Annotated in this window: 16 protein-coding genes, 2 tRNA genes and 1 pseudogene; 5 read left to right on the top strand and 14 right to left on the bottom strand. The window is 65.5% G+C overall.

The features are described 5' to 3' along the window. Positions 1-90 precede the first annotated feature (90 nt). On the bottom strand, positions 91-882 hold the full coding sequence (cobS, locus tag RAZWK3B_RS09940) for an adenosylcobinamide-GDP ribazoletransferase (protein WP_007814675.1): 792 nt from the start codon (positions 880-882) through the stop codon (positions 91-93). Positions 883-926: 44 nt separating this feature from the next. Here cobS and cobT point away from each other — a divergent pair, with 44 nt between their 5' ends. After that, positions 927-1,943 carry a nicotinate-nucleotide--dimethylbenzimidazole phosphoribosyltransferase gene (gene cobT / locus RAZWK3B_RS09935; RefSeq protein ID WP_007814673.1) on the top strand — a complete coding sequence of 339 codons (1,017 nt, stop codon included), beginning with the start codon at positions 927-929 and terminating at the stop codon, positions 1,941-1,943. Between the two features lie 106 nt (positions 1,944-2,049). On the opposite strand, the pseudogene RAZWK3B_RS09930 reads toward cobT, so the two are convergent. From RAZWK3B_RS09930 to RAZWK3B_RS21175, 5 genes and pseudogenes are all read right to left on the bottom strand, one after another. Further along, positions 2,050-3,962, bottom strand: a pseudogene (locus RAZWK3B_RS09930) (cation:proton antiporter domain-containing protein). Between the two features lie 130 nt (positions 3,963-4,092). Further along, complete coding sequence (locus tag RAZWK3B_RS09925; RefSeq protein ID WP_007814667.1) at positions 4,093-6,639, bottom strand: hypothetical protein; 2,547 nt, start codon at positions 6,637-6,639, stop codon at positions 4,093-4,095. 175 nt (positions 6,640-6,814) lie between these two features. After that, the gene (locus RAZWK3B_RS09920) at positions 6,815-8,095 is read right to left on the bottom strand and encodes an O-acetylhomoserine aminocarboxypropyltransferase/cysteine synthase family protein (protein ID WP_007814666.1); all 1,281 of its coding nucleotides are present in this window, start codon (positions 8,093-8,095) and stop codon (positions 6,815-6,817) included. Positions 8,096-8,270: 175 nt separating this feature from the next. Beyond that, entirely contained in the window at positions 8,271-9,347 is a 1,077-nt protein-coding gene (locus RAZWK3B_RS09915) for a GT-B fold glycosyltransferase domain-containing protein (RefSeq protein WP_007814663.1), read from the bottom strand. A gap of 116 nt (positions 9,348-9,463) precedes the next feature. Continuing rightward, a tRNA-Tyr gene (locus RAZWK3B_RS21175) sits at positions 9,464-9,547 on the bottom strand. A gap of 128 nt (positions 9,548-9,675) precedes the next feature. Here RAZWK3B_RS21175 and rlmB point away from each other — a divergent pair. From rlmB to RAZWK3B_RS09900, 3 genes are all read left to right on the top strand, one after another. Continuing rightward, the gene (gene rlmB / locus RAZWK3B_RS09910) at positions 9,676-10,461 is read left to right on the top strand and encodes a 23S rRNA (guanosine(2251)-2'-O)-methyltransferase RlmB (protein ID WP_037295579.1); all 786 of its coding nucleotides are present in this window, start codon (positions 9,676-9,678) and stop codon (positions 10,459-10,461) included. Between the two features lie 19 nt (positions 10,462-10,480). Next, positions 10,481-10,813 (top strand): hypothetical protein, encoded by a 333-nt coding sequence (locus RAZWK3B_RS09905; RefSeq protein WP_007814660.1) that lies wholly within the window; start codon positions 10,481-10,483, stop codon positions 10,811-10,813. A gap of 210 nt (positions 10,814-11,023) precedes the next feature. Beyond that, complete coding sequence (locus RAZWK3B_RS09900) at positions 11,024-11,497, top strand: CoA-binding protein (RefSeq protein ID WP_007814658.1); 474 nt, start codon at positions 11,024-11,026, stop codon at positions 11,495-11,497. A gap of 164 nt (positions 11,498-11,661) precedes the next feature. Here RAZWK3B_RS09900 and RAZWK3B_RS09895 read toward each other — a convergent pair whose 3' ends face one another. The 4 genes from RAZWK3B_RS09895 to hisA form a co-directional block, all read right to left on the bottom strand. After that, positions 11,662-11,952 carry a Dabb family protein gene (locus tag RAZWK3B_RS09895; protein ID WP_007814657.1) on the bottom strand — a complete coding sequence of 97 codons (291 nt, stop codon included), beginning with the start codon at positions 11,950-11,952 and terminating at the stop codon, positions 11,662-11,664. After that, positions 11,949-12,260, bottom strand: a complete 312-nt coding sequence (locus RAZWK3B_RS09890) for a phosphoribosyl-ATP diphosphatase (protein ID WP_007814654.1) — start codon at positions 12,258-12,260, stop codon at positions 11,949-11,951. Before RAZWK3B_RS09890 ends, RAZWK3B_RS09895 begins: the two co-directional genes overlap by 4 nt. Continuing rightward, positions 12,257-13,021: an imidazole glycerol phosphate synthase subunit HisF gene (gene hisF, locus RAZWK3B_RS09885; protein ID WP_007814652.1), complete on the bottom strand. Its 765-nt coding sequence runs from the start codon at positions 13,019-13,021 to the stop codon at positions 12,257-12,259. The genes RAZWK3B_RS09890 and hisF overlap by 4 nt, the downstream gene beginning before the upstream one ends. Before the next feature lie 82 nt (positions 13,022-13,103). Beyond that, positions 13,104-13,826, bottom strand: coding sequence for a 1-(5-phosphoribosyl)-5-[(5-phosphoribosylamino)methylideneamino]imidazole-4-carboxamide isomerase (gene hisA, locus RAZWK3B_RS09880; protein ID WP_007814651.1), 723 nt, complete (start codon positions 13,824-13,826; stop codon positions 13,104-13,106). A gap of 138 nt (positions 13,827-13,964) precedes the next feature. Here hisA and RAZWK3B_RS09875 point away from each other — a divergent pair, with 138 nt between their 5' ends. Further along, positions 13,965-14,351 carry a DUF2147 domain-containing protein gene (locus tag RAZWK3B_RS09875; RefSeq protein WP_037295444.1) on the top strand — a complete coding sequence of 129 codons (387 nt, stop codon included), beginning with the start codon at positions 13,965-13,967 and terminating at the stop codon, positions 14,349-14,351. Between the two features lie 79 nt (positions 14,352-14,430). On the opposite strand, the gene hisH is transcribed toward RAZWK3B_RS09875, so the two are convergent. From hisH to RAZWK3B_RS09855, 4 genes are all read right to left on the bottom strand, one after another. Continuing rightward, positions 14,431-15,069, bottom strand: a complete 639-nt coding sequence (gene hisH / locus RAZWK3B_RS09870) for an imidazole glycerol phosphate synthase subunit HisH (protein ID WP_007814647.1) — start codon at positions 15,067-15,069, stop codon at positions 14,431-14,433. Positions 15,070-15,074: 5 nt separating this feature from the next. Then, positions 15,075-15,662, bottom strand: a complete 588-nt coding sequence (gene hisB / locus RAZWK3B_RS09865; RefSeq protein ID WP_007814646.1) for an imidazoleglycerol-phosphate dehydratase HisB — start codon at positions 15,660-15,662, stop codon at positions 15,075-15,077. A 175-nt stretch (positions 15,663-15,837) separates the two neighbouring features. After that, positions 15,838-15,912 (bottom strand) — tRNA-Gly (locus RAZWK3B_RS09860). Positions 15,913-16,108: 196 nt separating this feature from the next. After that, complete coding sequence (locus tag RAZWK3B_RS09855; RefSeq protein WP_007814645.1) at positions 16,109-17,680, bottom strand: GMC family oxidoreductase; 1,572 nt, start codon at positions 17,678-17,680, stop codon at positions 16,109-16,111. Position 17,681: the final 1 nt, after the last annotated feature.

The following is a 17,681-nucleotide window of genomic DNA, read 5'->3' as shown; positions in this document are numbered from 1 at the left end:
TGGATGAAGTGCTGGTGTCACGCGCTGCGTGAGGATAATCGTTCCATGAATTCAAGCCGTGCCCATCAGGGCGCGGCTTTTTTAATGGGCCTATGCGACGAGCGTGAAAAGGATCGCTATTTCAGTGACTTGCTGTGTAGCGCCCAAGACATCGCCCGTCTGACCGCCGATCTTAGCGCGGGCGATGCGCGCCATCGCGAGGCCTGCAATCACGGCAAGCGCGGCGGCGCTAAAGACCGACGCGCCTAATAAAAGAAAAGAAAATCCGATACTTAGACCCGCTGCGAGCCATGCGGTCCTGGCAGGGCATCGGCCCGTGCTGTGCGAAAGGCCCGATGCACGGGCGTTGGGCAAGCCGGCCATCAGCGCGGGCAAGACCGCGCGGGATAGGATCGCAGCGGCAATGAGACCGGTGAAGGCGGCGGCGAGGCTGGCCTCGTACAGTATCCAGAGTGCGAGCCAACGTGCTGATAAACCGAAGAAAAGGGCAATCACGCCATAGGTACCGATATGGCTGTCCTTCATGATCTCGAGCCGGCGGGCGGGATCCCATCCACCCCAGAACCCATCGGCAGTATCGGCCAGCCCGTCTTCATGCATTGCACCGGTGAGAACGACAAGAACAGCCAAGGAAATCAATGCGTTGATCGCTGGACCAAAGCCAAGCCAATGGCCGAGAAAGCCCGCGGTCGCCGCCAATCCGCCCAAGACCAGTCCAACCAGCGGATAGGCCCATGCGGCGCGGGCGCCGCGGTCGAAGCTGGACACATGCACCGGCAAACGCGTCAGAAGCGCCAGGGCGAGCGCAAAATCCGAAGCTTTGACAAGGGCTTGGTCGTTTTTTCTCAAATCGGGGCCTTTTTCGGCTGCGTCCGTGTTCATCGCTGCGATACACAGGTCGCGTAGATCATGCAACGGGGGAGCGGATGCGCCAAGAGTTTAGCGATCTGGTTGAATTTTCCGATATTCTTCAAGGGCTTCCCGCGCCTGACGAGGTGGCGCGGCAGGCCGCCCATGCGCGCGATGCGCAGTTGACCAAACCGCCGGGATCGCTTGGCCGGTTGGAGGAATTGGCGGCGTGGTATTGCGCCTGGCGTGGTGATCCAAGGGCCAGAATCACAGCCCCGCAGACCATAGTTTTCGCAGGAAATCATGGGGTTACGGCGCAAGGCGTTTCGGCTTTTCCGCCTGAGGTGACGGCGCAGATGGTGGCGAATTTTGAAGCCGGGGGGGCGGCTGTGAACCAGTTGGCGGAGACGGTCGGGGCGCGGATGGATGTGCATGCGCTGAGGCTGGATCAGCCGGTGAATGACATCACCCAAGGGCCGGCAATGACCGAGGAGGAGTTGGTCGAGGCGCTGCAAATTGGCTGGCAAGCCGTTGATAAAAAAGCGGATTTGCTGGTTGTTGGAGAGATGGGAATCGGAAATACGACCAGTGCGGCGGCGATTGCGCTGGCGGTGTTCGGGGGGACGGCGCAAGAGTGGACGGGGCGCGGAACCGGGGTGGATGGGGACGCGCTTGCCCATAAGGCAGAGGTTGTGGCACGCGCGGTCGAGGCCAATAAAGCGTGCAAAAACAACGGCCTGGAGACCCTGCGTTGTCTGGGTGGCAGGGAGCTGGCGGCGATGGCGGGCGCGATGGTGCGCGCGAGGGTCTTGCGTATCCCCTTGATTCTGGACGGTTTTATCTGTGGCGCGGCGGCGGCGTGCCTTGATGCGGCGCAGCCCGGGGCGCTGGATCATGCGGTCGCAGGCCATATCAGCGCCGAAGTCGCACATCCCAAGCTATTGGAAAGGCTTGGAAAAGAGCCGATCCTGTCCTTGGGAATGCGGCTTGGCGAAGGGTCGGGCGGGACGCTTGCGGTGGGCATTCTGAAGGCCGCGCTGGCCTGTCATTCGGGCATGGCGAGCTTTGCGGAGGCGGGCGTTTCGGAAGCGTGAGTTGCGTACAATTCGTACGAAACCTACACGCGTTCAGGACGAAACCGGGGCCTTATCCCGGAAATTGTGTCCCTTCCGTACGCAAACCCGCGACATCGCGCCGGGATCACCCGTCGCGCGGGTCTTTGTCGGGTGGCTCGGCGGTCTCTTCCAATTGCGACAGGAGCATGGTTTCCAACTCGCGTTCGAGCGCCCGGGCGCGTTCGATATAGGCGGCGTTCCGGGTCGTGGGAATCTCGGGGTCCCAGAGCGCGGCCAGATCGCGGACGGACTGGCGGTCGTGATGGTAGAAGGTCTTTTCCAGCTCGGCGGCTTCGAATTCGGTGAGGCCCAGATTCTCGAGCACGTAACGGCCCGCGCGCAGGGAGCTGTCGAAGAGTTCACGCACGATGTCATCTGCCCCGGCCTTGTAGAGCCGGAACACATGGGTGCGGTCGCGCGCACGGGCGATGATGTGCAGGTCGGGGCGTTCGCGGCGGGCGAAGGCGACAAGGCGGGTCGTGGCCTCGGGGTTGTCGAGGGCGGCGACGAGCACCTTGGCATGGGCCAGCCCCGCGGCATGGAGCAGTTCGGGCCGGGTGGGGTCGCCGAAGAAGCCCTTGATCCCGAAACGGCGCATCCGCTGAATGGCGTTCACGTCGTGATCGAGAACCACGGTGTTGAAGCCGCTCGAGCGCACCAGCCGGTTGACGATCTGCCCGAAGCGACCGATGCCCGCGATGATGACGGGCGCCTGTTCGTCGATATGGTCGCTTCCTGCGGTCGGCGACATCCTCCATCGCTCGAGAGCAGTCATAGAGATGAGAGCAGCGGCGTGATGAGCATCGTCAGCGCCACGATCAGCAGAAGGATTTCCGTCATCGACGGGGGCAGGGCATTGACCTGCGCCGAAAAGGAGATCAGCACGAAGCCGAATTCGCCCGCCTGTGCCAGTGACAGGGTGAAGAGCCACAGGTTGCGGCCGCGCAGGTGGAAGGCGAGGCCGAGGAAAAACAGGATTGCGCCCTTGAGCACGATCAGCGCCAGAGCGATGCCGATCACGGTGAAGGGCGCGCGCGCCAGCACCTCGAAGTTGATGCCAGCCCCCACGGTGATGAAGAACAGCCCCAGCAACAGCCCCTTGAAGGGGGCGATATCGCTTTCCAGCTCGTGCCGGAATTCCGAGTTGGCCAGAACGACGCCCGCCAGAAACGCGCCAAGCGCCGGGGAGAGGCCCACGAGGTTCATCAGGAAGGCGATGCCCACGACGATCAGCAGCGCCAGGGCGGTATACATTTCGCGCAGGCGGGCGGCGTGGATGAAGCGGAACACGGGCCGAGTGAGATAGATGCCGGTCAGGATGATGGCGACGACAGCGCCGATGGTGACGAGCGTGGCCCCCCATCCCGGCAGGCTTTCGATGAAGGAGGTGGCGGCGGCATGGGCGCCGGCCTCGGGCTTTGCGGCGGGGGCGGTGCCGTTCATGCGCTCTAGCGCCTCGCCCATGACCATTTCGGGGGATTTGGGCAGGGCGAGCAGCGGCAGAAGCGCCAGCATCGGAATCACGGCAATGTCCTGCGTCAGCAGCACCGAGAAGGCCGAGCGCCCTCCGCCGGTTTGCATCAGCCCCTTTTCGCTGAGGGTTTGCAGAACGATCGCCGTGGAGGACAGCGCAAAGACCAGACCGACGGTGAGAGAGATGCTCCATGGGTGGCCGAACCACATCGCGCCGCCCATCACGGCAGCGGTGGTCAGGGTGATCTGCAGCCCGCCAAGGCCCAGAAGCCTGTGGCGCATGTCCCAAAGGGCACGCGGCTCGAGCTCGAGGCCGATGAGGAACAGCATCATCACCACGCCGAATTCGGCGACATGCTGTAATTCGGTGGTCTGATGCCCGCCGACAAGGCCAAGCACCGGCCCGATCAGGATGCCAGCAGCCAGATAGCCCAGCACCGACCCCAGCCCCAGCCGCGCCGCCAGAGGCACGGCGATGACGGCAGCGGCCAGAAATATCGTGGCCTGAAACAGAAAGCCTTCCATGTGCAATGCGCCTTGCAGAGCGGCGAGCGGCCGTATGGCCGGTGCCGTTTTCGCGCCAAGCGTAGAGACTTCGCCGGAATGCCGCAATGCGGCGGCGGTATTTTACGGCGGGGCCGGGTTTTGGAGAGGATCAGCCGCGCGGCATCTTGAGCACGATGTTGCGACCACGTTTGAGATAGCGCAGCTCGTCATTGCCGATGGCGGCGACCTGCCCACCATCGAGCCTGTCGCCCACCTTGACCTTTTCGTAGCGGCCATTGGCCAGACGGACGAGGGCGCGGCGGTTGGTGGGGGTGCCGTAAACGCCGATCAGGTTGACCTGACGCAGCGAGATCACGTTCTGGTCGGTGGCGGCACGGGCCACGGTGGTGGCGGTGGGCGCGCTTGGCGTCATGCGCTGATTGGCGGCGACGGGCGTGGCCTGTTCGGCCTCGCGGGTGCGGGCGACGGTGCGGTCGAAATTATTGGGCCGCGGAATGGGCTTGAGCGAGGCGGTCACCGCCTGTGGCGTTGCCGAGGCGAAAGGATCGGGTTCCGAGGCGGCCTCGGCCAGGGCGGCGGCGACGGCATCGGGATCGACATTGGGTGTCGTGGCCGCGGCCTGCTGGGCGGTCTGCTGGGCGCTTGGGGGGCGCAACCGAGGGCGCAGTGTGGCAAGTTCGGCCAGGCTGCGTCCACCGGCCCCCAGAGAGGCACGCTCGTTCTGTTCGGCCAGCGTGTCGGGGCGCAGCTGCGGGCGCACGCCCAGAAGGCGCGCGGTTTCGGCCTCGGGCAATGCGCTGGCGATGGCTGTGGGCCTGTCGGGCAAGGCCGGAGGGGTTAGCGCGGGGCGGCCCGCAAAGACGGTAACGCCCTGAGGTGTCAGCGCGCCCTCGGGCGTGGCGACGACGAGCCCGCGCTCATCCACCGTGAAGCGGGTGCCGGCGGGGGCCGGAGCGGCGGGGGTTTCGGGGCGCGCCTCGTGGCGGAGGCTGCGGATGTCGGGCAGGGCCACCGCATCCGAGGAGCGAACCCGCGTGTCGATCGAGGTCTGGTAGAAATCGTCGAGCGTGATGAGGCCCGGTGCAGAGGGCGCTTCGGGCGCCATGAGCCAGATGCCGGTGGCGGCATAGCGGGCCAGCGCCTCGTCGGGCGAAAGCTCGGTCGGGTCGGGGCGCGCGGTGAGCGACGAGGTGTCGGGGGGCGCGGGCGCGTCGATGGTGGCGTCTGTGTCTGCGCCTGCGTCGGGCAGGGCGGCAAGATCGGTGGGGGCCGGTTGCGTCTGCGCGGGCGCGGGATCGGGGCGTTTGGGGACTTCGGCGATCTGCGGTTCGGGCGCGCTGCGGAAGAGCCGGGCGATGCCGTCCTCGGCGAAGACCGAGGCCCATGCGGCCACGACGATCAGGAAGAGCAGCAGGAGGGCAGTGAGGATCAGGCCCAGATAGCGCGGCTTGCCGCCGACTTCGACGGGTTCGCGCGCGCCGAAGATGGTCATGCGCTGCTTTTCGTCGGCGGGGGGCGGAGGGGACGCGACGGTGGCGGGCACCGGTTCGCTCGAGCGGCGCGCGAAGAAGAAGGAGGCGGCGCTTGTTTCGGCGGGGGGCTCGGCGGGCGCGGGGTGAAGCCGGTCCTGCGGTTCGGCGGCGAGAGAGGCCGCGAGGCGCGAGGCGTTGCGCTCGGAGAGGGCGTCTTCGGGCTGACCGGTGACGGGAGGCGCCTCGTCCGGGGTGCGCAAGCTGCGGTCGGCCCCTTCGAGGCGTGGTGCGGCGGGCGGCGCGGAGGGTTCGTCGCGGGTGGCACGGATCGAGCGGAAGGCCGGGGCGGGTGTCTGATCGGCACCGGGTGCTGCGATCGGGGGGCTGACGGGTGCCTGGTCGGTCTCGGGTTCGGCGGGCGCCTGAGGGTCGGAGACGGCGTCGGGGGCCGGGATTTCGATGGATTGCGTGTCGGCCTCGGGTGCAGTCGCTTCGTCGGGCGTCTGTGCTTCGTCAGGTGCTTGTGCTTCGTCAGGTGCTTGTGCTGCGTTGAGGTCCGGCGCGGTCTTGGCGTCGGACTGGGCTGTGTCGGCAAGGGCCGGTGTCGCGGCGCTGTCGGCTGGGTCTGAGGCCGGGGGGTCGGCGGTTTCGGCAGCATCCGCAGGGGGCGGGGGCGCCGGGCCGATCACATGGATCGGGGCGGTGTCGGGATCGAGCGTCTCGCCCTCGGGGATGTGCTGGCCGGCCTGCGCGGTCTTGCCGAACCAAGGGGCGCCGGCAAATTGCCCTGAGCGGGGATTGGCCCCGAAACTGACCGGGTTGAAGGCATGGGCGCTGACGAATTCCTCGGCTTCGGCGAGGGTTTCGCGGGCGACGGCCGCGACATGCACCTGTCCTGCATCGAGCGTCCAGTCATACACCAGATCCTCGAGCGCATAGGGGGTTGCCCCTGTGAGATTGTCGCGCACGGCCTGTTCCAGCGCGTCGTGGTCGGCATCCGAGGCGGGAAAGGACAGGAATTTGATCTGTTCGTCGGGAATCACCAATTGGGTGGTCATGCCCGACGGATCGAGTGCCAGCCCCATGGCGCGCAGATCGGCCAGTTTGGTCGCAAGGTTGGAGCTGTCGAGCGAAACCTCGCCAACGGAGTGCCATCCCGCTTCGGCCCGGTGCAACAGGCCGATGCCGTCGAAAGAGAGAGTCAGGGCGAAATTCGGTTTCATTTGTACTGCACTAGCATCGGGTCAGGGCCTTTGGGAGTCTGTCCCGCAGCACCGCGAGTCTACAGCAGCTTCCCGCCGAGGGAAAGGATTCTGCGCTGGCGGCTACGGGGCCGCCGCCGTGTGAGGCGACCCCGATGATGTGCGATACACCGCGCAGAACGTTTGGGCAGACGGATCAGCCGCCCGCCTTGGCCAGCGCCTGATCCAGATCGGCGATCAGGTCGTCGGCATCCTCGATCCCGATGGAGATGCGCACCACGTTCGGCGAGGCGCCCGCGGCTTTCTGCTGCTCGGGGGTGAGCTGGCGGTGGGTGGTCGAGGCCGAGTGGATGATGAGCGAACGGGTGTCGCCCAGATTGGCCACATGCGAGAAGAGCTCGAGGCTGTCCACGAGCTTGACACAGGCATCATAGCCGCCCTTGAGCGCCACGGTGAAGAGTCCGCCGGCACCGCGCGGACAGATCCGCGCGACCCGGTCATGATAGGGCGAGGATTTCAGGCCCGCATAGGTCACATGATCGACCGCCGGATGGGATTCGAGCCAAGCCCCGATCTTTTCGGCGTTTTCGCAATGACGCTGCATCCGCAGGGACAGGGTTTCGATGCCCATCAGCGTGTAATGCGCGGCTTGCGGGTTCAGGGTCATGCCCAGATCGCGCAGGCCGATGGCGATGCCGTGGAAGGTGAAGGCCAGAGGGCCGAATGTCTCGTGGAATTTCAGGCCGTGATAAGCGTGTTCGGGTTCCGAGAGGGAGGGGAACTTGCCGCTGGCGGACCAGTCGAACTTGCCCGAATCGACGACGACGCCGCCGGTCACGGTGCCGTTGCCGGTGAGGAACTTGGTCATCGAATGCACCACCAGCGTGGCGCCATGTTCGATCGGGCGGCACAGATAGGGCGTGGCGGAGGTGTTGTCGACAATCAGCGGCAGGCCCACCTTGTCGGCGATGCCGGAGATCGCGTCGAGATCGGTGATGTAGCCGCCGGGATTGGCGATCGATTCGCAGAATATCGCGCGGGTGTCGTCATCGACCGCCGCCTCGACCGCCGCGAGATCGTCGAAATCGACGAATTTCGCCGACCAGCCGAAACGCGTGATCGTCTGGCTGAACTGGGTGACCGAGCCGCCATAAAGCCGGGTGGACACCACGACGTTGCAGCCCGGTGCCATGAGCGGAAAGAGCGCCATGATCTGCGCGGCATGGCCCGACGAGCAGCAGACGGCACCGGCACCGCCCTCGAGCGTGGCCACGCGTTCCTGAAGCACCGCGACGGTCGGGTTGGTCAGGCGCGAATAGATATATCCCACTTCCTGCAGGTTGAAGAGGGCCGCGGCATGTTCGGCATCGCGGAACACGTAGGCGGTTGTCTGGTAGATGGGTGTCTGGCGGGCACCGGTGGCCGGATCGGGCCGGGCGCCGGCATGGATTTGCAATGTGTCGAAACCGTAAGCCATGTGGATTGTCCTCCCTCGGGAATTGCTTGGCGCAATGTGTAGGGCATTGCCGGGAGTGTCACAACTGGCCACGAGAGGGGCGGAACACTGTTCGGGTGTGGCGCGCCAGATGGGAACGGCGTTCGCAAGGGATGTGTCTGGGCGGGAGGATGTTTGCCGGCGCCCCTGAAGCGTTTCAACGCATCCAGAAGCCGTTGCGCTTGATCGTGTTGCGGAGCGCCTGTTCCTTGCGCGGCAGGTCGTTCTGATCGAAGAGCGCGCGGACCTTGCGGCCCCGGCCATGGTAGATCATGAACTTCACCGGGTCATGGGATTTAAGCACCTTCTTGATGCGGTTGGGGGATGTCACCTCTTCCAGCACCTCGATGACGCGCTCGGATTCGCGGGCGTAGAGCAGCGGAAAGAGCCGGTAATGGCAGGTCACCGCGCCATCCAGCAGACCGGAAGGCAGGGTGTCGCGCCCGCCGCCAAGCGCATGGATCACCAGCGGCAGCGCCACCTGATCGAGCCAGGGATCGAGCGATTGGCAGATCAGTTCGGGGGGCGCGTCGTCGCGGATCGCAAGGGCGTAGTCGAGAAAGCGTTGCCCGAAGACATGCGGGCAGTCGTAGAAGAAAAACCCGGCGTTGAAGTAAAGGTAGCGGCGCCAGAATTCATCGGGCCATGCGGGATCGAGGGAGCTGTCGAAATCCAGTCCGAACTTGTCATAGAGAGATTTCCAGGTGGCGGTGTAGCCCGGCCCATAAAGCTGGATCTCGGGCCATGTGCCTTCGCGGCGCAGCGATGCGGTGGGGCGAGAGAAATCGAAGGGCACGGTGGTGATGTCGCCGGTCACAAGCGTGTCGGTGTCGAAGAACACGAAGGGTTCGCCCTTGGGCAGGGCAAACAGCGCCTCGATCTTGTTGCCGTAAGGGTAGGACTGGCCGAAATGGCGGGAGGTGAAGGGCACGATCTCGGCGTCCAGTTCAGCCAGCAGCGCGCGGGTGTCGTCACCGCGGATGGTGGGATCGTCCTTCCATCTTGGGCCGGGCTGAGGTTCGGCCACGATCAGGCGGCCTTTGAAATCGGGCGAATGGGCGCGCAGGGAGGCGGCGAAGATCACCGCTTCGTATTGCAGGCGCCCGCCTTGTCCGACGATCACGATGTTGAAGGGCCGGTCGGCGACGGGTTTCGGTTTCGCCGCGGCGGTTTTTGGTTTCGCCGGGGCGGTTTTTCGTTTCGCCGCTGTCGCCTTCGCTGCCTTTTTGGCCATCACACACACTCTGCCCGGTTCCGCCTTGGGAGGAGTATAGAAGGGATGACGCGCGGGCAGAAGGGTGCAAAGCGGTGCCGCGCTATGGAATTTTGCTGATCCTGGAGGGGGTATAATGGTGGGCGACCTAGGAATCGAACCTAGCGTGCGTCTCCGCGAGGGAGTTACAGTCCCCTGCCACACCTTGCGGCCTGTCGCCCACGGCCCGGGGCTGTGCCCCAAGCGTGAGGGCGTATTTAGGAAAGCGGCCCACCAGCGTCAACCGGAAAATGCCTTGCGCCGGGCGATGCGCGCCCGCATTGTCGCGCCGCAGAAGGAAGGGACCGGAATGGCCGTCAAGAAACCCCGTTGGGTCGTCGAGAAGGAACAGGCGAAAAAGGCCGCCGCGGCCGAGACCGTGTGGCTCTTTGGGCTGCACGCGGTGCGCGATGCGCTGATGAATCCTGCGCGCGTCAAGCTGCGGCTGATCGTGACGCGCAATGCCGCCGACCGGCTGGGAGAGGCGATTGCCGTGGGTGGGCTGGAGCCCGAAATCGCCGATCCAAGGCGGTTTACCGCGCCGCTTGATCCACAATCGGTGCATCAGGGGGCGGCGCTTGAGGTCAAGCCGCTGGATTGGGGGCCTCTGGAGGGGGTCTGCGCCAGTGCGCCGGGGGAATTGCCGCCGCGCGTTTTGCTGCTGGACCGGGTGAGCGATCCGCATAACGTGGGGGCGATTCTGCGCTCGGCGGAAGTGTTCGGCGCCTGCGCGGTGATCGCGCCGCACCGCCATTCGGCGCCCGAAACAGGTGCGCTGGCCAAGACCGCGAGCGGCGCGCTGGAGCGCCAGCCCTATCTGCGGGTGACCAATCTGGGGCGCGCGATCGAGGCGTTGCAGGGCATGGGCTATGTGGTGCTGGGGCTGGCGGGCGAGGCGGAGCGGACCATAGAGGAGGCGCTGGAGGGCCGCAGATCGGGTCCGGTGGCGCTGGTTCTGGGGGCCGAGGGGCCGGGATTGCGCGAAAAGACCCGCGAAACCTGCGACGAATTGGTGCGAATCGCCTTTTCGGGCGATTTCGGATCGCTCAACGTCTCAAATGCGGCGGCTGTCGCCCTATATGCATCGAGACGCTGACGCAAACCGCCGGAGACCCATGGGACCGAAAATCGCCACATGCAATTATTGCGGCACGCGCGCCGCGCTGGTGCTGGATCAGGGCCGGCATGAATTGAGCTGTTCGGCCTGTGGGGCGCCGCTGCATGACATGAAGTTCATGCCGCAACAGGATGATACCCGCAAAAAAATGGGACGGCCCGCGGGCGCGGTGCCGTCCGGGCCACGGCGCAAGGTGCAGGTGGACTGGGATGAAGAACGCCGGTTGGCTTTGGGCGAAAGGGCGCGGCGCAAGCCGGTGAAGCGGCGCAAATCATTGGGGCGCAAGATGCTGAGCGAGATCTGGGATGTGGTCGAGGATATTTTCGACTGAAAGGCCGACGCTAATGCGATGGTCGCGAGAATGTGAACCGGGTCGAAACGCCGCGCCTCTTTATTTTGGCGCAAGGTTTCCTACTTCAATAACAGAAGCGCCGATACGGAACATCGGTGTTTCACTTCACTGTCCCTCGTTCCGCGACTGGCGCCCAAGGCATTCCTTGGGCGCTTTTTTCTTTCCGCAAAGCCGGGTAGGGTGATGCCCATGAGCCATGATTATTCCGATGCCTTCCTGCGTGACATCCTGACCCGCACCAAGCGCGTGGCGGTGGTGGGTGTGTCGATGAACCCCGTGAGGCCCAGCTATTACGTGGCGCGCTATCTGAGCCTGAAGGGGTTCGAGGTGGTGCCGGTCAATCCTGGCCATGCCGGAGAGCGGGTTTTCGGCGCCGAGGTGAAAGCCAGCCTGAGCGAGATCGAGGGCGGGGTGGATATGGTGGATATCTTCCGCCGCCCGGAGCATGTGCCGCCCATCGTCGAGGAGGCGCTGGGCTGTTTTCCCGATCTGCAGACGGTGTGGATGCAGATCGGCGTCGAAAACCACGAGGCCGCCGAGGCGGCAGGTGCGCGCGGCGTCGATGTGGTGATGAACCGGTGCCCCAAGATCGAATATCAGCGCCTCTTCGGCGAGTTGCGCATGGGCGGGTTCAATACCGGGGTGATCTCGTCGAAACTGTGAGGCCGGGCGCGGGCCGGGCAAGGAAGATGGGGGCTCTGCCCCCGCCAGTCAAATCCGGGGGATTTGACTGTCTCCCCCGGGATATTTCCGGCCAGAAGAAACCGCGCCGGTGGTCTGGCCGCCTGCGAGGGGCTGCCTGCGTGCAAGCCCGGTGGCGGGACGCTTCAGGAGGCGACGATGTCGGCGGCGATGCGCATGTCGCGCAGGGGTTTGACGATCTCGATGGCGCGGGCATAGGTCGGATGGGCCTTGTAGGCGGCCAGATCGTCCTCGCTGTCGAACTCGGCATAGACCACGAAATCCACCTCGGCGCCGGTCAGCCGGTCGGCATGCAGGTTGCGGCCGACTTCGAAATGGCGCGCATGGGGGATGCTGGCCAGCGTTTCGAGCCCGGCGCGGATACGGTCCAGATCGGCGGCGTCGCGGGCGGTGAAGAAAACGATATGGCGGATCATTCGGAGCGCGAAGCCTTTTCCTGAAGTCCAGAGAGGGATTGGCGGCGGTCAAGCTCGGCCATCACATCGGCCAGCGGCACGTCGCGGGCGCGCAGCATGACCAGGAGGTGAAAGAGCACGTCGGCGGCCTCGGAGGTGAGGCGGGCGCGGTCGCCGCGCACGGCTTCGATGATCGCCTCGATCGCCTCTTCGCCGAATTTCTCGGCCGCTTTCTCCGGGCCTTTGGCCAGAAGCCGCGCGGTCCAGCTGTCATCGGGGGAGGCGGTGGCGCGGGCGGCCACGATTGTTTCGAGCTCTTCGAGGGTCATGCGCCTGTCCTTACGGGAATGCCGGCGGCGGCCATGTGCTCTTTGGCCTGAGCGATGGTGTAATCGCCGAAATGGAAGATCGAGGCGGCCAGCACCGCCGAGGCGCCGCCTTCGAGCACGCCATCGACCAGGTGATCGAGCGTGCCGACGCCGCCCGAGGCGATCACCGGGATGGAGACCGCATCGGCGATGGTGCGGGTGAGGGGCAGGTTGAAGCCCGCGCGCGTGCCGTCGCGGTCCATCGAGGTGAGCAGGATTTCACCGGCGCCCTTCTCTTCGACGAGGCGGGCGAACGCGACCGCGTCGATGCCGGTGGGTTTGCGGCCGCCATGGGTGAAGATCTCCCATGTGCCGGGGGAGACGGTCTTGGCGTCGATGGCCACCACGATGCACTGGCTGCCGAACTGGTCGGCGGCGCGGCGCACCACGTCGGGGTCGGCCACGGCGGCGGAGTTGAAGCTGACCTTGTCGGCGCCGGCCAGAAGGAGCGCGCGGACATCCTCGACCGTGCGCACGCCGCCGCCGACGGTGAGCGGGATGTAGCAGTGCTCGGCGGTGCGGCGCACCACGTCGAGCATCACGCCACGGTTTTCATGGGTGGCGTGGATGTCGAGAAAGCACAGCTCGTCGGCGCCTGCGGCGTCATAGGCGCGGGCGGCGTCCACCGGATCGCCCGCGTCGCGCAGGTTCACGAAATTCACGCCCTTCACGACGCGGCCGTCGGCCACGTCGAGGCAGGGAATGATGCGGGTCTTGAGCATGGCGGGCCTGTGATTGCGGTGTCACGAAAAGGTTTAGGGGCAAAGCGCGCCGGTTTCCAGAGCGGAGCGCATCCTGCGCGGTTCAGGCGCGCAGCGTCGCGAGCGCCTGCTCCAGATCGAGCGCCCCATCGTATAGCGCACGGCCCGAGATGGCGCCGTTGAGTGCGGCGCCGCAATCGCGCAGAGCGATCAGGTCGGCAAGCGAGGACACGCCGCCCGAGGCGATCACCGGGATCGATACGGCGCGCGCCAGTGCGGCGGTTTCGTCGATATTGGGGCCTTGCATGGCGCCGTCGCGGTTGATGTCGGTATAGATGATCGCGGCCACGCCCGCGTCCTCGAAGGAGCGCGCGAGATCGGTCGCGCGCAGATCGGTTTCCGTGGCCCAGCCCTTGGTGGCAACACGGCCCTCGCGGGCGTCGATGCCGACGGCGACCTGTCCGGGGAAGGCGCGGGCGGCGTCGCGCACGAGGTCCGGGTTTTCGACGGCGACGGTGCCGAGGATCACGCGGGCCAGCCCCTTGTCGAGCCAGCGTTCGATGGTGGCCATGTCGCGGATGCCGCCGCCCAGCTGGGCGGGGACTGGGCAGCGCTGCAGGATCGCCTCGACCGGGGCGGCGTTGACGGGCGTGCCGGCGAAGGCGCCGTTGAGGTCGACCAGGTGCAGCCATTCGCAGCCTGCGCGCACGAAGGCTTCGGCCTGGGCTGCGGGGTCGTCGTTGAACACGGTGGCCTTGTCCATGTCGCCCTTGAGCAGGCGCACGGCCTGACCGTCCTTGAGATCGATGGCGGGATAGAGGATCATGGCGCGGGTTCCTTGCTGCGAGCGGTTGGTGCCGTTTTGCATGAGGCTGCGGGAAATGCAACGCGACCCGACGTCAGACTTGATCTGAAGCCCGGGGGCAGGGCAGCTTTCAGACATCTACAGCGAGGAGTGTCAGGGATGAGACGTGTTCTGGCGATGGCCATGGTATGGGGTTTGGGGGCAGGGGCCGCGATGGCGGACCCGGTTCTGGGTATGTGGCAGACCGAGGTGGACGGAGAGGGCTATGCGCATGTGAGGATGCAGCCCTGTGGCGCGGATATTTGCGGCACGGTGGCGCGGACTTTCCGGGACGGGGTGGAAACGCCGTCGGATACGGTCGGCAAGGTCATCGTGCGCAACATGACGCCGGTGGGCGACGGGCGCTACGAGGGCAAGGTGTGGCGGCCGTCGAACGACAAGATCTATATCGGGAAGATCGACCTTGAGGGCGATGCGCTGAAGCTGCGCGGCTGTGTGGCGGGCGGGCTGATCTGCGCCAAGCAGACATGGCGGCGGGTGCAGTGATCTTGCGCTGAGGGGCTGACGGGGGACAGGCTGGCCCGCCGTGACCGGCGGGCGCGCGGCGTCAGGGTGGCACCCGGTGTCAGGGCGCCCAGGTCAGGAAGTTTGAGATCATCCGCAAGCCGGTGGACTGGCTTTTTTCGGGGTGGAATTGCGTGCCAACGATGTTGTCGCGGCCCACGACCGCCGTGATAGGCCCGGCATAATCGACATGCGCCAGAAGATGCGCGGGATCGGCCACGCGGAAGTGGTAGGAATGCACGAAATAGGCGTGATCGCCGGTCGAGATGCCGGAGAACACCGGGTGGTCATGGTCGATCACCAGATCGTTCCAGCCCATATGCGGCACCTTGAGCGAGGCATCCGAGGGCGCGATCCGGTCTACCGTGCCGCCGATCCAGTCGAAACCCGACGTCTCGCGGTATTCAAGGCCGCGCGTGGCCATCATCTGCATCCCGATGCAGATGCCCATGAAGGGGCGGCCCTGCGCGATCACCGCCTCTTCGATCGCCTCGAAGAGGCCACGATGATCGTAGAGCTGGTCGCGGCAGGCGGGAAAGGCCCCGTCGCCGGGCAGCACGATGCGCGTGGCGCGGCGCACGGTGTCGGGATCGCTGGTGACCAGCACCTCGCCCGCGCCGGTTTCAAGCGCCATGCGCTGAAACGCTTTCTGGGCGGAGTGCAGGTTGCCGGATTCGTAGTCGATGATGACCGTGGTCATGCCGCTTACAGTGTCCCTTTGGTCGAGGGCACGGCGTCGGATTTGCGGGGGTCGGTCTCGACCGCCTGACGCAAGGCGCGGGCCACGGCCTTGAAGGCGGCCTCGGCGATGTGGTGGCTGTTGAGCCCGTGCAGCGCGTCGACATGCAGGGTGATGCCGCCATGTGTGCTGAAGGCCTGGAAAAACTCGCGCACCAGTTCGCAATCGAAGGCGCCGATCTTCTGGGTGGGCAGATCGACGTTCCAGACAAGATAGGGCCGGCCCGACAGATCGAGGGCAGCGCGCACCAGTGCGTCATCCATCGGCAGCAGGCAGTCGCCATAGCGGCGGATGCCGCGCTTGTCGCCGAGCGCGTGCGACAGCGCCTGACCGAGTGCGATGCCCACATCCTCGACGCTGTGGTGGTCGTCGATATGGGTGTCGCCCTCGCAGCGGATGGTCATGTCGATCAACGAGTGGCGGGCCAGCTGGTCGAGCATGTGGTCGAAGAAGGCCACGCCGGTCCGGTTGTCATAGCGGCCGGTGCCGTCGAGGGTGATCTCGACGCTGATATCGGTTTCGGCCGTCTTGCGGGTGATCGTCGCACTGCGCATGGGCGTTGGTCCTCACGAATGTCTTCGGCGCCCTTATAGGGGGCGGGGATGGCCGCGCCAAGGGGGCGCGGGCGGATGGGCATGCGTTGTGTCGGGGGAAGGACAGGCCGGGACCGGGGGCAAGGGCGCACCTGCCCCGAAGGGCAATTTTTTCAGTTCCGGTCGGTGGAAGAATTGGAGCGGGTGATGAGATTCGAACTCACGACATTTACCTTGGCAAGGTAACGCTCTACCCCTGAGCTACACCCGCGTCCTTGGGTGAGGCGTGAGATATAAACTCTTGGCGCGGGCTGCAAGCCCAAATTTCCGATCCCGGCGAAAAAATTCCCCGATGATCCGAAGGCCATGGCGGGGGTGCCGGCTTGCGGGTTTTCGAGCGGGGGATCGCATGAAAACCCCCCGGCGCAAGGGAGCTGCGCCGGGGGGCTGCACGGGTGGTCCGATCTTCACAGATTGCCGCGCGAGAGCTCACCTGCGATGTGGTCGGCTTGCCGGATGGCCAGCGCGACGATGGTGAGCGTCGGGTTTTCCGCCGCCCCGGTGGTGAATTGCGAGCCGTCCGAGACAAAGAGGTTTTCGATGTCGTGGGTGCGGCCCCATTTGTTCACCACCCCGTCGCGCGGGTTCTCGGACATCCGGTTGGTGCCGAGGTTATGCGTCGAGGGGTAGGGCGGTGTCGGGAAGGTGCGCGTGGCGCCGACGGCCTCGTAGACGGCGATGCCCTGCATGTAGGCGTGGTTGCGCATCGCGATGTCGTTGGGGTGATCGTCGAAATGCACGTTGACCACGGGCAGGCCGAACTGGTCCTTGACGTCGTGATTGAGGGTGACGCGGTTGGTTTCCTGCGGCATGTCCTCGCCCACGATCCACATGCCGGCCATGTTTTCATAGGAATCAAGTGCTGTGGTGAATTCACGGCCCCAGCTTCCGGGATCAAGGAAGGCGGCCATGAAGGGCAGGCCGAGAGCGAGGGTTTCCAGCTCGTAGCCGCCGACGAAGCCGCGCGAGGGATCGTGGCGCGACTCGTCCTGGATGATGCCGGCCATGGTGGTGCCGCGCCACATGCGGACGGGCTTGTCGAAGGTGGCATAGACCGAGCCTGTCATGTGGCGCATGTAGTTGCGCCCCACCTGACCCGAGCTGTTGGCCAGCCCGTCGGGATACATCGACGTGGCCGAGTTGAGCAGCATCCTGGGGCTTTCGAACGAGTTGCCCGCCACGCATACGGCACGGGCCATCTGCTTGTGCTCGACCCCGTCGGCATCGGCATAGACCACGCCGTTGACCTTGCCGTCGGCCCCGTGTTCGATCCGCAGCACATGGGCCTTTTCGCGCACTTCGAGATTGCCGGTCGCTTCGCCACGCGGGATGTCGGTATAGGCCGCCGACCATTTGGCGCCCCATTTGCAGCCCTGAAAGCAGAAACCGGTCTGCTGACAGGCGAGCCGCCCGTCATAGTCGGACGAGTTGATCGCCATGCGCCCGGTGCTGACTTCGGTGTAGCCAAGCGCCTTGGCGCCGGCCTCGAACACCTTGTAGTTGTTGTTGCCGGGCAGGCCTGCGATGCCGTTGGTAAGGGTAACCCCCAGTTTCTTTTCGGCCAGGTCATACCACGGCGCCATTTCCTCGGCGTCGATCGGCCAGTCGAGCAGGTTGGCGCCCTGCACGTCGCCATAGGTGGTCTTGGCCTTCCATTCATGGTCCTGAAAGCGCAGCGAGGCGCCGGCCCAATGGGTTGTCGTGCCGCCCACCGCCTTGACGATCCAGGCGGGCAGGCCCGAGAAATCGCGCGCCACGCGCCAGTCGCCGCTGGTGGTGCGGGGATCGAGCCAGGCCAATTGGCCGAAGCTTTCCCATTCGTCGTTGATGTAGTCTTCGGGCAGGTAGCGCCCGCCCGCTTCGAGCGCCACCACGGACACGCCGCGTTGCGCCAGTTCATTGGCCAGGACGCCGCCGCCGGCGCCGGTGCCGATCACGACGATCACGCCGTTGTCGTTGAGATCAAAAGGTGCAGCCATA

The sequence above is a fragment of the Roseobacter sp. AzwK-3b genome (assembly GCF_000170875.1).
Lineage (GTDB): Bacteria > Pseudomonadota > Alphaproteobacteria > Rhodobacterales > Rhodobacteraceae > Roseovarius > Roseovarius litoreus.
This window is presented reverse-complemented; position numbering and strand designations above follow the sequence as displayed.